The organism is Acinetobacter kanungonis (assembly GCF_009939195.1).
Taxonomy (GTDB): domain Bacteria; phylum Pseudomonadota; class Gammaproteobacteria; order Pseudomonadales; family Moraxellaceae; genus Acinetobacter; species Acinetobacter kanungonis.
The window spans coordinates 21,129-33,567 of record NZ_JAACKC010000007.1 but is presented as its reverse complement, the minus strand read 5'-3'; the positions used below and the strand labels follow the sequence as shown (position 1 = coordinate 33,567).

Below are 12,439 nucleotides of genomic sequence, written 5' to 3'. Positions count from 1 at the left end.
GAATAAAAACAGCTCCATGAAAGGAGCTGTTTTTATATGCAGGCTTAGCCTTCAATTTCTTCTTCAATGTCGTCGTCAGCGGTATCCATACCAAGTTCTTTCAACTTGCGAGTTAGGGTGTTACGCCCCCAACCTAAAAGTTCAGCGGCATGACGTTTACGACCACGCGTTTGTTGTAGTGCAGCATTAATCAATGTGCGCTCAAACATTGGTGTCGCAATATCCAGAATCTTCATTTCGCCATTTTTGAGCTTTTGAATTGCCCATTGACCCAGTAACTCATCCCAATGATGTAGCGAGATACGGTCGAAATTGGAAGTGGTAGTTTGTTCTGATGATTTCTCAATCGGAATCTGTTTCAGTTCAGAAGGCAGATCTTCAGGATAAACCTCACGACCTGTGATCATCACCGTAAGCCAGCGGCATGTATTTTCCAATTGGCGAACATTACCTTGCCAAGGCAATTGCTGCATGTATTCTTGTGTTTCAGGGCGCAAGATTTTTGGGCTAACCCCGAGTTCTTTGCCTGCACGCGCCAAGAAATGCTGCGCGAGCATAGGAATATCTTCGCTACGATGCGCAAGTTTTGGAATGTGAATACGGATCACGTTGAGACGGTGATACAAGTCTTCACGGAAGCGACCTTCATTTACCAGCTTTTCTAAATCTTGGTGCGTTGCTGCAACAATGCGGACATCGACTTTGACTGGGATGTGACCACCAACGCGATAGAATTCACCATCTGCCAAGACACGTAATAAGCGAGTTTGTGTTTCAAACGGCATATCCCCAATTTCATCAAGGAACAGTGTGCCGCCGTTGGCTTGTTCGAAACGTCCTTGACGTTGCGTATTAGCGCCCGTAAATGCACCTTTTTCATGACCAAATAATTCGGTCTCGATCAAGTCTTTTGGAATGGCAGCCATGTTTAAAGCAATAAATGGTTTGCTGCTACGCGGCGAATGGCGGTGTAAGGCATGCGCAACCAATTCTTTACCTGTACCAGATTCACCATTAATCAGTACGGTAATGTGGGACTGAGAAAGGCGACCAATCGCTCGGAAGACTTCCTGCATGGCAGGTGATTCACCAATAATTTCTGTCGATTGAATTGGAGAAGCAGTTTTTGCAGATTCTTGTTGTTGTAGCTTGGTAATATGCAGGATGGCACGATTGACCAATGCCAATGCTTCATCAATATCAAATGGTTTAGGTAGATATTCAAAAGCACCAGTTTGATAGCTTGACACTGCGGATTCTAAATCAGAGTGCGCCGTCATAATAATGACAGGGAGGTCTGGGTAATTGCTTTTGACTTTGGCTAAGAAGGTTAAACCATCGATACCCGGCATACGGATGTCAGTCAGAATGACATCAGGTGCATCGGTAGCAAGCTGATCTAAAGCAGATTGTGCTTCTTCAAAGCTGGTGACATCAAAACCTTCTTCTTTAAATGTTTTTTCAAGCACCCATCGCATGGCGCGATCGTCATCAATTACCCATATTTTATTTCGCGACATGGTTAGACTCCCAAGGTAAATATAAGCTAAATACTGTTTTTCCCGGAACAGATTGGCATTCAATCATTCCGTTATGTTGATGCATAATGTTTTGTGCAATACTCAGACCGAGTCCTGTGCCTTTGGCACGCCCAGTCACAAGTGGATAGAACACGGATTCCAAGATCTCTTCAGGAACGCCTGGTCCATTGTCCTCAATATCAACGCGAACTGCAGAGCGATTCAGCACACCATTAATCGTGACCAAGCGTTGAATACGAGTTCTTAAAACCAGTTCAGGTTGATGTTCGGTAAAGAACTCTTTATTTTCCATCATGGCTTGAACGGCATTGACGCTGATGTTAAGCATGACCTGAATCAGTTGATCACGATCAGCATTTACGTCAGGTAATGAAAGGTCATAATCACGTGTGATCTTGATTTTCTTTTTGGTTTGATTGGCAATCAGTGAACGAACGCGTTCCAGAGGTTCGTGAACATTGACGGGTTCATAACTTGGTAATTGACGTGAACCGAGCATGGTATCTGCAAGATTACGTAGACGATCGACTTCACTAATAATAATGTCAGTGAATTCTGAATATTCTGGGTTGTTTAAACTACGTGCGAGCAGTTGTGTTGCACCGCGAATCCCGCCTAAAGGGTTCTTAATTTCGTGAGCTACCCCGCGAATGAGCTGGCGTGCAACCTGATGCTGCTGAATAAGATTTTCTTCTTTGGAAATTTTCAGCATACGGTCAATCGGATTCAGCTCAATTAACAGTAAAGGGTGATAAGGCTTACCGGCATTTAGTTGCGATACGGTGTAATCCACATGAATGTCTTTAAAGTTGACATTGATGGTGGCTTCACGACGTGTATAAGGTTGACCCGTAGCTAAAGTGTTAAATAATGCTTCTTGTGTATTGAATTCATCGTTAGGCATATGCAGCAAATTGAGGACGGGTTGTCCATTTGCTCGCAATAAACTCATATCAAACAATGACTCGCATGATGAGTTTAAATAAAAAATATTAAGTTTACTGTCGACAAGCAAAATCGCGGTGGTCAAATTGTCCACCAAAACGCGGTAGTCGATAGTATGTGGCTGATCCATTAGCGAGGGTATCCTGTGTTAAAATGGCGCAATGGCATCTTCAAAAAGCAATTAATAGTCCAATATTGGAACGCAATTGATGCAAATTAAGCAAAATGCACGCCAACTTTAAATCCAGCGTGTCAAAGTTGAGCCTTTATTAAGAAAATGCGCTGAAATTGGACTTTATTAAAATTGTAAGCCGAAGATTATGGGTAGATAACTTTTAAAATGTATCAAAATGGTGCAAATGTAAATATATAAAGCAAACAGTGGATTAATTTTGGTGCATTACAGAAAGAGTAGGCTTTCCACCTATTTTTATGAATAGAAAAGTCTTACAATACGCGGATTCTAGTGGAGCGCAGATTCATGAAGTCCCCCAAAGTCGGTTTTGTTTCTTTAGGTTGTCCTAAGGCATTGGTAGATTCTGAACGAATTTTAACTCAGTTAAAGACTGAAGGTTATGATGTGGCATCAGATTATGATGGTGCCGATTTGGTTGTTGTTAATACCTGTGGTTTTATTGAATCTGCAGTACAAGAATCATTGGATGCGATTGGTGAAGCTATGAGCGCCAATGGTAAAGTTATTGTGACAGGTTGTTTAGGTAAAGACGAAGATAAAATTCGTGAAATGCACCCAAATGTCCTTAAAGTCACAGGTGCGGCAGCCTATCAGGATGTCATGGAAGCGGTACATGAATATGTGCCTGCGCCACCAAAGCACAATCCATTTATTGATTTGGTACCAGAGCAAGGCATTCGCCTAACCCCGAAACATTATGCTTATTTAAAAATATCGGAAGGATGCAACCATCGTTGTACCTTCTGTATTATTCCAAGCATGCGTGGTGATTTAGTCTCACGTCCAGTTGGTTCTGTTCTGGATGAAGCGGCCGCATTAAAACGTGCAGGCGTAAAAGAAGTGCTGGTGATTTCTCAAGATACTTCGGCTTATGGTGTAGATACCAAATATAAGCTGGATTTCTGGAACGGTCAGCCTGTTAAAACTAAATTTTATGACATGTGTGAAGCCTTAGGTCAATTAGGGATCTGGGTACGTTTGCACTATGTCTATCCATATCCGCACGTAGATGCTGTTATCGATTTAATGGCACAAGGTAAAATCTTACCGTATTTAGACATTCCTTTTCAGCACGCCAGTCCGCGCATCTTAAAATTGATGAAGCGACCAGCCCACAGTGAAAACACTTTAGAGCGTCTTAAGTTGTGGCGTGAGAAGTGCCCTGAATTGGTGATTCGATCAACATTTGTGGTTGGTTTCCCTGGTGAAACTGAAGAAGATTTCCAAATGTTGCTAGATTGGTTGAAGGAAGCGCAGCTAGATCGAGTAGGCTGCTTTACTTACTCACCAGTTGAAGGTGCTACGGCAAATGATTTACCTGATCATGTGCCTGAAGAAATTAAACAAGAGCGTTATGAGCGTTTTATGGAAGTTCAGCAAGAGATTTCTGTTGCGAAACTTCAAAAGCGTATTGGTCAAGTCATGACAGTATTGGTTGATGATCTTGAAGAAGAGTTCCCTGTTGCAGTTGCACGTTCTTATGCTGATGCGCCTGAAATTGATGGTAATGTCTTTGTGGAAGATATCGACAAGGGTCTGATTAAAGCTGGTGATCTGCTTGAAGTTGAAATTACCGACGCAGATGAATACGACTTGTTTGCAAAGTTGATTCGAGTGAAATCGGCTTAAGTAAATCCATTTATAGAAAAATAGAAATTAAGTTAATTTGGAGTTTGGAATGTCAGATTCAAAGAATCCACGCTATTCTCGCATCTTGCTAAAACTTTCGGGTGAAGCGCTTGCGGGCAATAAAGACATGGGTATCGATGCACAAGTACTTGATCAAATGTCACTATCAATTGCACATTTGGTTGGTTTGGGTGTGCAGGTTGGTATTGTTGTTGGTGGTGGTAACTTATACCGTGGTAGCCAGTTACAAAAAGATGGTTTGGTTGGTCGTGTAACGGGTGATCAAATGGGTATGTTGGCAACGGTGATGAACGGTTTAGCCATGCGCGACGCATTGGTACGTCGTAACATTAAAACGCGTTTAATGTCAGCATTGCCAATTGGTACTGTGGTGGAGTCTTATTCTAGTCGTGATGCAATTCGTCATCTTACTCAAGGTGAAGTGTGCGTATTTGTTGCGGGTACAGGCAATCCATTCTTTACGACTGATACTGCGGCTTGCTTGCGTGGTATTGAAATTGAAGCGAGCCTCATCTTAAAAGCAACGAAAGTTGATGGTGTTTATAACAAAGACCCAAGCAAATTTGATGATGCAGTTAAATATGATCACTTAACATTCGACCAAGTGTTGGATGAGAAATTGGGTGTGATGGATTTAACAGCAATTTGCTTGTGCCGTGACCATAATGTTCCGCTTCAAGTGTTTGATATGAACAAGTCTGGCGCGTTGCTTTCTGTGGTTATGGGTGAAAAAGAAGGGACTCACGTTACGAATTAATGTACGTGAGCCTGAAAGCTCTTTATACTACTCGCTATTTTAGTAATTACATCTTTAAGAATTAAGTAAGGAAGATCATATGATTAACGATCTTAAAAAAGACGCAGAAGACCGTATGAACAAGTCGCTTGACTCGTTGGAACATGGTTTTGCAAAGGTTCGTACTGGACGAGCGCATCCATCCATTCTGAACGGTGTAATGGTTCCTTACTATGGCTCTGATGTTCCTTTAAATCAGGTTGCTAACGTTGGTGTAGAAGATTCTCGTACACTTTTAGTTCAGCCGTTTGAGCGTTCAATGGTTGCAGCAATAGATAAAGCGATTCGTGAATCAGATTTGGGTCTTAATCCAATTACTGCGGACGCGATTCGTGTACCAATGGCGGCTTTGACTGAAGAAACACGTCGTGACATGCAGAAAGTTGCACGTAACGAAGCTGAAAACGCAAAAGTTGCTATTCGTAACATTCGTCGTGATGTATTGGGTGATCTCAAAGCATTGTTGAAAGAAAAAGAAATTTCTGAAGATGATGAGCGCCGTGCAGGTGATGATATCCAAAAAATCACAGACAAATACGTTGCTGAAGTTGAAAAGCGTTTGGCTGCTAAAGAAGCTGAATTAATGAAGGTCTAAGATTAATGACCACATCTGAAGACGCTACACATCTTCCAAAACATGTTGCCATCATTATGGATGGCAACAATCGTTTTGCCAAAAAAATGCAAATGCAAAAGGGTGCGGGACACCGTGAGGGTAAAAATGTCCTTGATCCGATTGTTGAGCATTGTCGAAAAAGAAATATTCAAGCCTTAACCGTTTTCGCATTTTCAAGTGAGAACTGGAATAGACCTCAGTTTGAGGTGGATTTGCTGATGAATTTGTTGGAAGAAACAATTCATGAGCAAATCCCGCGCATGGAAAGATTTGAAATTGCTTTGCGATTTATTGGTGATCGTTCTCGCTTGTCTCCGCATTTACGTGAGTTAATGTTGCATGCCGAGCAAAGGACTGCTAAGTTCACTCAAATGACTTTAACCATCGCAGTAAGTTATGGTGGTATGTGGGACATGGCGCAAGCAGCTCAGCAAATTGCTCAAGAAGTAAAAGCTGGTAAGCTTGAGGTTGAACAGATTAATGCTGAGCTTATGGGGCAGCATATTAGTTTGTCTGATTTGCCTGCTGTAGATTTGCTGATTCGCACAGGTGGAGATTATCGACTGTCGAATTTCTTGCTTTGGCAAGCAGCTTATGCAGAGTTGTATTTTACTGAAACTTTATGGCCTGAATTCGGTGTGCAAGAATTTGATCATGCACTTGAAGTCTTCGCAGGGCGTGAGCGTCGTTTCGGTAAAACATCTGAGCAAATTCAACAAGATAAATTTGAGAATTAATAAATGTTAGAGCGGATTATTACCGCATTGGTATTGGTGGCAGTTGTACTGAGCTGTATGTTTGCCACTCAATCACAGTATCCGATGTTGATTCTGATGATTGTTGCCGCTGGGGTTGCTGGCTATGAGTGGTTTAAGCTCATGCCTAGAAAAACAAATCAAATCATCAAGCCTTTTGCATGGTGCTACGGTCTAGTGACTGCAGCATTAGCAACTTTGGCATTATATTTTAAAGACATTGCATTATTGTTGTGGTGTGCTTCTATTTTATCTTGGTTAGTCAGTGTTTATTGGGTAAAAAATTATCCAGAATATGATGGCTGGTATAACAATAGCCTGTATTTTTTGGGTTTTGTGTTGGTTGCTGCAGCCGTTACCGCTATTTTTGCGCTATGGTTTAGTTCGCCATGGTGGTTAATGTACCTGTTCTTGCTGGTTTGGGGAGCGGATAGTGGTGCGTATTTTGTTGGACGTAAGTTTGGTAAGAAGAAGCTTGCACCCGATGTTAGTCCGAATAAATCTGTAGAGGGTTTGTACGGTGGAATTTTAACTTCAATGATTATTGTGATTGCGGTTGAGATTCTGTATCTGGATTTAACCTTAGCACAACATATTTTGTTTTTGATTCTCTCTATAGTCACGGTGTTTAGTTCGGTACTGGGTGACTTGTTTGAGTCAATGATCAAACGTCGTGCAGGAATTAAAGATTCTGGTCGCATCTTACCTGGGCATGGTGGGGTTTTAGATCGTATAGATTCATTATTAGCTGCAGCACCAATTTTTGCTGCGGGTATGTATGTGTTAAAACTTATTGGCGTAGATTTGTAAATGTCACAAGCTGTTTGTATCTTAGGTGTAACGGGTTCTATTGGTCAAAGTACCTTAAAAATACTGCAACAGCATCCTGAAGACTATTCAGTCTTTGCGATTACGGCATTTAGTCGAATTCAGGAGCTGGTACACATCTGTAAGCAGTTCCGACCTAAAGTTGTGGTGATTCCATCTGTAAAAGAGCAGGAGTTGCGTCAACTTTTTTTACAGGAAGATCTTCAGGAGATTGAAGTCTTGTTTGATGAGGCTGGCTTAGAGGCCGTGGCTCGTCATCCTGAAGTTGATGTGGTGATGGCAGCGATCGTCGGGGCAGCAGGGCTATTGCCGACCTTGGCAGCAGTTAAAGCAGGCAAACGAGTGTTGCTTGCCAATAAAGAGGCGCTGGTGATGTCAGGCGATTTGATGATGCAAGCAGCGCGCGATCATCAAGCTTTATTATTGCCAGTCGACTCTGAACACAATGCGATTTTCCAGTGTTTACCCGAACAATATTTAAATGCAGAGCGTAATGGGCAGCCAAAACTGGGTGTGTCACGTATTTTGCTTACTGCATCAGGCGGTCCATTTCTTAACCATTCCTTAGATCAGTTGCATGGTGTTACGCCAGCACAAGCTTGTAAGCATCCGAATTGGTCTATGGGGCAAAAAATCTCGGTGGATTCAGCGACTTTAATGAATAAAGGGCTTGAACTCATCGAAGCGTGTCATCTCTTTGCAATTTCAGAACATTTTGTAACAATTGTGGTTCATCCACAGAGTATTATTCACTCCATGGTGCAATATGTTGATGGTTCAACGTTGGCGCAAATGGGGAATCCAGATATGTGTACTCCAATTGCGCATGCTTTGGCTTGGCCGAAACGTATTGATACTCATGTTCCAGCTTTGGATTTATTTGTAAATCATCGTCTTGATTTTCAGGAACCAGATACTACTCGTTTTCCTGCATTGAGTTTGGCGCGCCAAGCGATGCAAGCGGGTGGTTTGGCACCTGCAATATTAAATGCAGCCAATGAAGTTGCCGTGGCATCTTTCTTGCAAAAACAGATTCGTTTTACAGATATACCCGTAGTAGTTGAACATACATTGAATCAGGTTGAAAATGGTTCTGCGGATTCAATTGATTTAATCTTACAAGTCGATTCAACTGCGAGATCAATTGCTCAGCAGTTTGTAAGCAGTAAAGGAAGCTAACATGAATGCCTTGTTTATGATTATTGCAGCAATTTTATTGCTCGGGCCTCTCATTGCAATTCATGAGTTCGGACACTATTTTGTTGCACGTAAACTCGGCGTTAAAGTTTTAGTTTATTCAATTGGCTTTGGTCCAACTGTATTAAAGTGGACATCTAAAAAGTCGGGCATTCAATATCAATTGTCAGCCTTACCTTTGGGTGGTTATGTCAAAATGTTGGATGAACGTGAAGGTAATGTTGCAGAAGCTGATTTGCCTTATGCCTTTAACCGTCAGCATCCATGGAAACGTATTGCAATTGTAGCTGCTGGACCATTAATTAATCTTATTTTTGCAGTTTTATTGTTTTGGGTATTGTTTCTACCTGCGCAAGAACAGTTAAACACACGTGTGGGTAAAGTTTTGCTAAACACGCCAGCCGCTGCAGCACAAATGCAAGTTGGAGATAAGATTACAGCTGTAGATGGTACGAAGACGACAACTTGGGAACAACTTAATTTTGCTCTGGTTGATCGTGCAGGTGAAACGGGAGTGATTCATATCGATGCTGATCGAAATGGACAACTCCAGTCTTTTGAATTGCCAATTAAAAACTTCTTGAAAGATCAAAATCAATCGCCTTTAGATAGTCTGGGTTTTATCCCTTTCCGTCCACATATTCCCGCAGCGGTCATGAAATTAAGTGAAGATGGTGCGGCAATTCGTCAGGGCATGAAAGAGGGTGACCGCATTGTCGCGATTGATGGCGTGAAGATGAAAGACTGGTTTGATGTGGTTGAGGTGGTGCAAGCATCGCCCGAGAAACTACTTAAAATTGATGTCTTGCGTCAAAATCAGTTGGTGCATTTGGAAGTCATGCCGCAAGGCAAGCGAGATAACATGGGTAATGTGTCTGGCGCGCTTGGTGTGCAAAATAACCCAGGCAAGGTGGTTATTCCTGAAGAATACAAACAAACCATTCAATATGGTCCTGTAGAAGCTTTTGGTAAAGCGTTAGATAAGACAGGGCAAATTAGCACCATGATCTTGAATTCTATGGTAAAAATGGTGCGTGGTTTAATTGGGTTGGAAAACCTATCTGGTCCAATCACCATTGCCAAAGTTGCTGGTCAAAGCGCTGAAATGGGATGGCAAACTTTCATTTCATTCATGGCGTTGATGAGTGTAAGTTTGGGGATATTAAACTTGTTGCCGATTCCAATGCTGGATGGCGGACATTTAGTGTACTACTTTATTGAATTGATTCGTGGTAAACCTGTTTCTGAACAAATACAATTGGTTGGTTTAAAAATTGGTATGGTACTGCTGGGTAGCATGATGCTCCTCGCATTATTTAATGACTTTATGCGTTTATAACAACGTGCTTTGAAATTAACATCGGAAAAGACTGGCATGCAGCACACACATTTATTTATGCCTTTGGCACTGGTTAGTGCTATGGCAGCAGTACAACAAGTATATGCAGCGGATGAATTTATTGTTCGTGATATAAAAATTGATGGACTCGTTCGTTTAACTCCTGCCAATGTGTATACCATGTTGCCAGTGCATAGTGGTGATCGTGTTGATGATCAAGCGATTTCGAATTCAATTCGAGCCTTGTACGCATCGGGCATGTTTGATGACATTAAGGCATCAAAACAGGGTGATACACTTGTTTTTACAGTGGTTGAGCGCCCGCTGATTTCTAAAATTGAATTAAAAGGCAATAAACTCATTCCAAAAGAAGCTTTGGAAGAAGGTTTGAAAAAAATGGGCTTGGCTGAGGGGGAGGTGTTAAAGAAATCAACACTTCAAACGGTTGAGTCAGAGCTTGAGCAACAGTATGTGCAGCAAGGTCGCTATGATGCTGACGTTAAAGTGACGACTACTGCGAAGCCGAATAACCGTGTAGACTTATTGCTTGAGTTTAATGAAGGTAAAGCAGCAAAAGTTGTCGATATTAATGTTATTGGCAATACTGTATTCAGCGATAGTGATATTCAGCAAGCTTTTGCTGTTAAAGAAAGTGGTTGGAGCTCAATTGTTTCGCGTAATGACCGTTATGCACGTGAAAAAATGGCGGCAAGTTTAGAAGCATTACGAGCTTTATATTTGAATGCTGGCTATATCAACTTCGATATTACTAACTCTAGTCTGAATTTAAGTGAAGATAAAAAGCGTATTTTCATTGAAGTATCTGTGAATGAAGGTGAGCAATTTAAATTTGGTGAAACCAAATTCTTAGGTGACGCATTGTATAAGCCTGAAGAACTCAAGGCGATGCAAATTTATAAAGATGGCGCGACCTATTCACAAGAAAAAGTAAATGCGGTTAAGCAATTATTATTACGTAAATATGGTAATGCGGGTTATTACTATGCGGAAGTGAATGTGGTTCCGCAAATTAATAATGAAACGCGTGTGGTTGATCTTAATTATTACATCAATCCAGGTCAGCAAGTTACGGTGCGTCGTATTAACTTTACGGGCAATACCAAAACTTCAGATGAAGTATTGCGTCGTGAAATGCGCCAAATGGAAGGTGCTTTAGCAAGTAATGAAAAAATTGACTTGTCTAAAGTGCGTTTAGAGCGTACTGGTTACTTTAAGACAGTTGATATTAAACCGACACGTATTCCAAATATGCCTGATCAGGTTGACTTGAATGTGAATGTTGAAGAACAGCATTCTGGTACAAGTACACTTGCGGTAGGTTACTCACAAAGTGGTGGTGTAACATTCCAAGCCGGACTCAGTCAAACCAACTTTATGGGTACAGGTAACAGTGTTGCTATCGATCTATCACGTTCAGAAACGCAAGATTACTACAACCTCAGCGTAACTGATCCGTACTTTACTATTGATGGTGTGCGTCGTGGTTACAACATGTACTACCGTAAAACAAAGTTGGATAGTGACTACAACGTCAACAACTACGTAACGGATAGTATTGGTGGGGGGATTAACTTTGGTTATCCAATTGATGAAAATCAAAGTATTAGTGCGGGTCTGAATGTAGATCAAACAAAAGTTACGACAGGTCCTTATGTGTCTACTTATGTACGTGATTATTTACTTGCAAATGGTGGTAAGCCAACGAATACAGGTTCGTACTGTCCTGCGGATAGTTCAGGTAATTCTCAACTGACTGTACCTGTATATGATACAGATGGGACTACTGTATTATCTTATACTTGTGCTGTACCAGAAGTTACATATGATAATGCTTTTGAAGGTGAATTCTTAACCTATAATTTAACTTTGGGTTGGTCATACAACACACTGAATCGCCCTCAATTTCCAACTTCTGGTCAGTCACATCGTGTCAATGCTGAAATTGCACTACCTGGCAGTGATGTTGAATATCAAAAAATTACCTATGATGCACAAGCCTTCTTACCTTTAGGTAAGGACTTTGTGCTGCGTGGTTATGGTAAGTTGGGTTATGGTAACGACCTGCCATTTTATAAAAACTTCTATGCAGGTGGTTATGGTTCGGTACGTGGTTATGACAATAGTACCTTAGGTCCAAAATATGAAGGTGTATATTACGAGCAAACTAATCAGGATGATCCTTCTCCAGAGGAAGTGGGTGGTAATGCCTTAGTGCAATTTGGTACTGAATTAGTACTACCTTTGCCATTTAAAGGCGACTGGACGCGCCAAGTTCGTCCAGTATTGTTTGCTGAAGGTGCACAAGTGTTTGATACGCAATGTGACGTATTCACGACTGATGCTGCTAAACGGACATGTAAAGATGAATATGGCTTTGATTTAGGTAATATGCGTTATAGCGTGGGCGTAGGCTTTACCTGGATTACTATGATTGGTCCATTATCATTAAGCTATGCATTCCCGCTAAATGATAAAGAAGGCGATCAAACTAAAGAGATTCAATTTGAAATTGGTCGTACTTTCTAAGTACGATCCTTTCGAATTATACACAATAT

Annotated in this window: 10 protein-coding genes; 8 read left to right on the top strand and 2 right to left on the bottom strand. The window is 41.3% G+C overall.

Annotated elements, in window-relative coordinates; all coding sequences use genetic code 11:
* Positions 1-44: 44 nt before the first annotated feature.
* Both glnG and glnL read right to left on the bottom strand, forming a co-directional pair.
* Positions 45-1,520, bottom strand: a complete 1,476-nt coding sequence (gene glnG / locus GWK51_RS13170) for a nitrogen regulation protein NR(I) (protein WP_142768905.1) — start codon at positions 1,518-1,520, stop codon at positions 45-47.
* A complete protein-coding gene (gene glnL, locus GWK51_RS13165) occupies positions 1,507-2,616 on the bottom strand; it encodes a nitrogen regulation protein NR(II) (protein ID WP_161934059.1) in 1,110 nt (369 codons plus the stop codon). Before glnL ends, glnG begins: the two co-directional genes overlap by 14 nt.
* Positions 2,617-2,967: 351 nt before the next feature.
* On the opposite strand from glnL, the gene rimO reads away from it, so the two are divergent.
* The 8 genes from rimO to bamA all read left to right on the top strand — a co-directional run bounded on the left by rimO (position 2,968) and on the right by bamA (position 12,410).
* Positions 2,968-4,311 carry a 30S ribosomal protein S12 methylthiotransferase RimO gene (rimO, locus tag GWK51_RS13160; RefSeq protein WP_161934058.1) on the top strand — a complete coding sequence of 448 codons (1,344 nt, stop codon included), beginning with the start codon at positions 2,968-2,970 and terminating at the stop codon, positions 4,309-4,311.
* 49 nt (positions 4,312-4,360) lie between these two features.
* Positions 4,361-5,089 carry a UMP kinase gene (pyrH, locus tag GWK51_RS13155; RefSeq protein WP_100242445.1) on the top strand — a complete coding sequence of 243 codons (729 nt, stop codon included), beginning with the start codon at positions 4,361-4,363 and terminating at the stop codon, positions 5,087-5,089.
* 79 nt (positions 5,090-5,168) lie between these two features.
* The gene (gene frr / locus GWK51_RS13150) at positions 5,169-5,723 is read left to right on the top strand and encodes a ribosome recycling factor (protein ID WP_142768903.1); all 555 of its coding nucleotides are present in this window, start codon (positions 5,169-5,171) and stop codon (positions 5,721-5,723) included.
* A 5-nt stretch (positions 5,724-5,728) separates the two neighbouring features.
* On the top strand, positions 5,729-6,481 hold the full coding sequence (uppS, locus tag GWK51_RS13145; protein ID WP_142768902.1) for a polyprenyl diphosphate synthase: 753 nt from the start codon (positions 5,729-5,731) through the stop codon (positions 6,479-6,481).
* A gap of 3 nt (positions 6,482-6,484) precedes the next feature.
* The gene (locus tag GWK51_RS13140) at positions 6,485-7,309 is read left to right on the top strand and encodes a phosphatidate cytidylyltransferase (RefSeq protein ID WP_142768901.1); all 825 of its coding nucleotides are present in this window, start codon (positions 6,485-6,487) and stop codon (positions 7,307-7,309) included.
* Positions 7,310-8,506 carry a 1-deoxy-D-xylulose-5-phosphate reductoisomerase gene (ispC, locus tag GWK51_RS13135; RefSeq protein ID WP_161934057.1) on the top strand — a complete coding sequence of 399 codons (1,197 nt, stop codon included), beginning with the start codon at positions 7,310-7,312 and terminating at the stop codon, positions 8,504-8,506. It abuts the gene before it with no gap.
* Between the two features lies 1 nt (position 8,507).
* On the top strand, positions 8,508-9,863 hold the full coding sequence (rseP, locus tag GWK51_RS13130; RefSeq protein ID WP_161934056.1) for an RIP metalloprotease RseP: 1,356 nt from the start codon (positions 8,508-8,510) through the stop codon (positions 9,861-9,863).
* 36 nt (positions 9,864-9,899) lie between these two features.
* Positions 9,900-12,410, top strand: coding sequence for an outer membrane protein assembly factor BamA (bamA, locus tag GWK51_RS13125; RefSeq protein WP_216071775.1), 2,511 nt, complete (start codon positions 9,900-9,902; stop codon positions 12,408-12,410).
* Positions 12,411-12,439 lie beyond the last annotated feature (29 nt).

What these genes read in the sequence shown, in the direction of transcription:
- rimO (WP_161934058.1), top strand. Translation starts at nt 2,968, where the DNA reads ATGAAGTCCCCCAAAGTCGGTTTTGTTTCTTTAGGTTGTCCTAAGGCA.
- glnL (WP_161934059.1), bottom strand. Translation starts at nt 2,616, where the DNA reads ATGGATCAGCCACATACTATCGACTACCGCGTTTTGGTGGACAATTTG.
- ispC (WP_161934057.1), top strand. Translation starts at nt 7,310, where the DNA reads ATGTCACAAGCTGTTTGTATCTTAGGTGTAACGGGTTCTATTGGTCAA.
- GWK51_RS13140 (WP_142768901.1), top strand. Translation starts at nt 6,485, where the DNA reads ATGTTAGAGCGGATTATTACCGCATTGGTATTGGTGGCAGTTGTACTG.
- uppS (WP_142768902.1), top strand. Translation starts at nt 5,729, where the DNA reads ATGACCACATCTGAAGACGCTACACATCTTCCAAAACATGTTGCCATC.
- pyrH (WP_100242445.1), top strand. Translation starts at nt 4,361, where the DNA reads ATGTCAGATTCAAAGAATCCACGCTATTCTCGCATCTTGCTAAAACTT.
- frr (WP_142768903.1), top strand. Translation starts at nt 5,169, where the DNA reads ATGATTAACGATCTTAAAAAAGACGCAGAAGACCGTATGAACAAGTCG.
- bamA (WP_216071775.1), top strand. Translation starts at nt 9,900, where the DNA reads ATGCAGCACACACATTTATTTATGCCTTTGGCACTGGTTAGTGCTATG.
- glnG (WP_142768905.1), bottom strand. Translation starts at nt 1,520, where the DNA reads ATGTCGCGAAATAAAATATGGGTAATTGATGACGATCGCGCCATGCGA.
- rseP (WP_161934056.1), top strand. Translation starts at nt 8,508, where the DNA reads ATGAATGCCTTGTTTATGATTATTGCAGCAATTTTATTGCTCGGGCCT.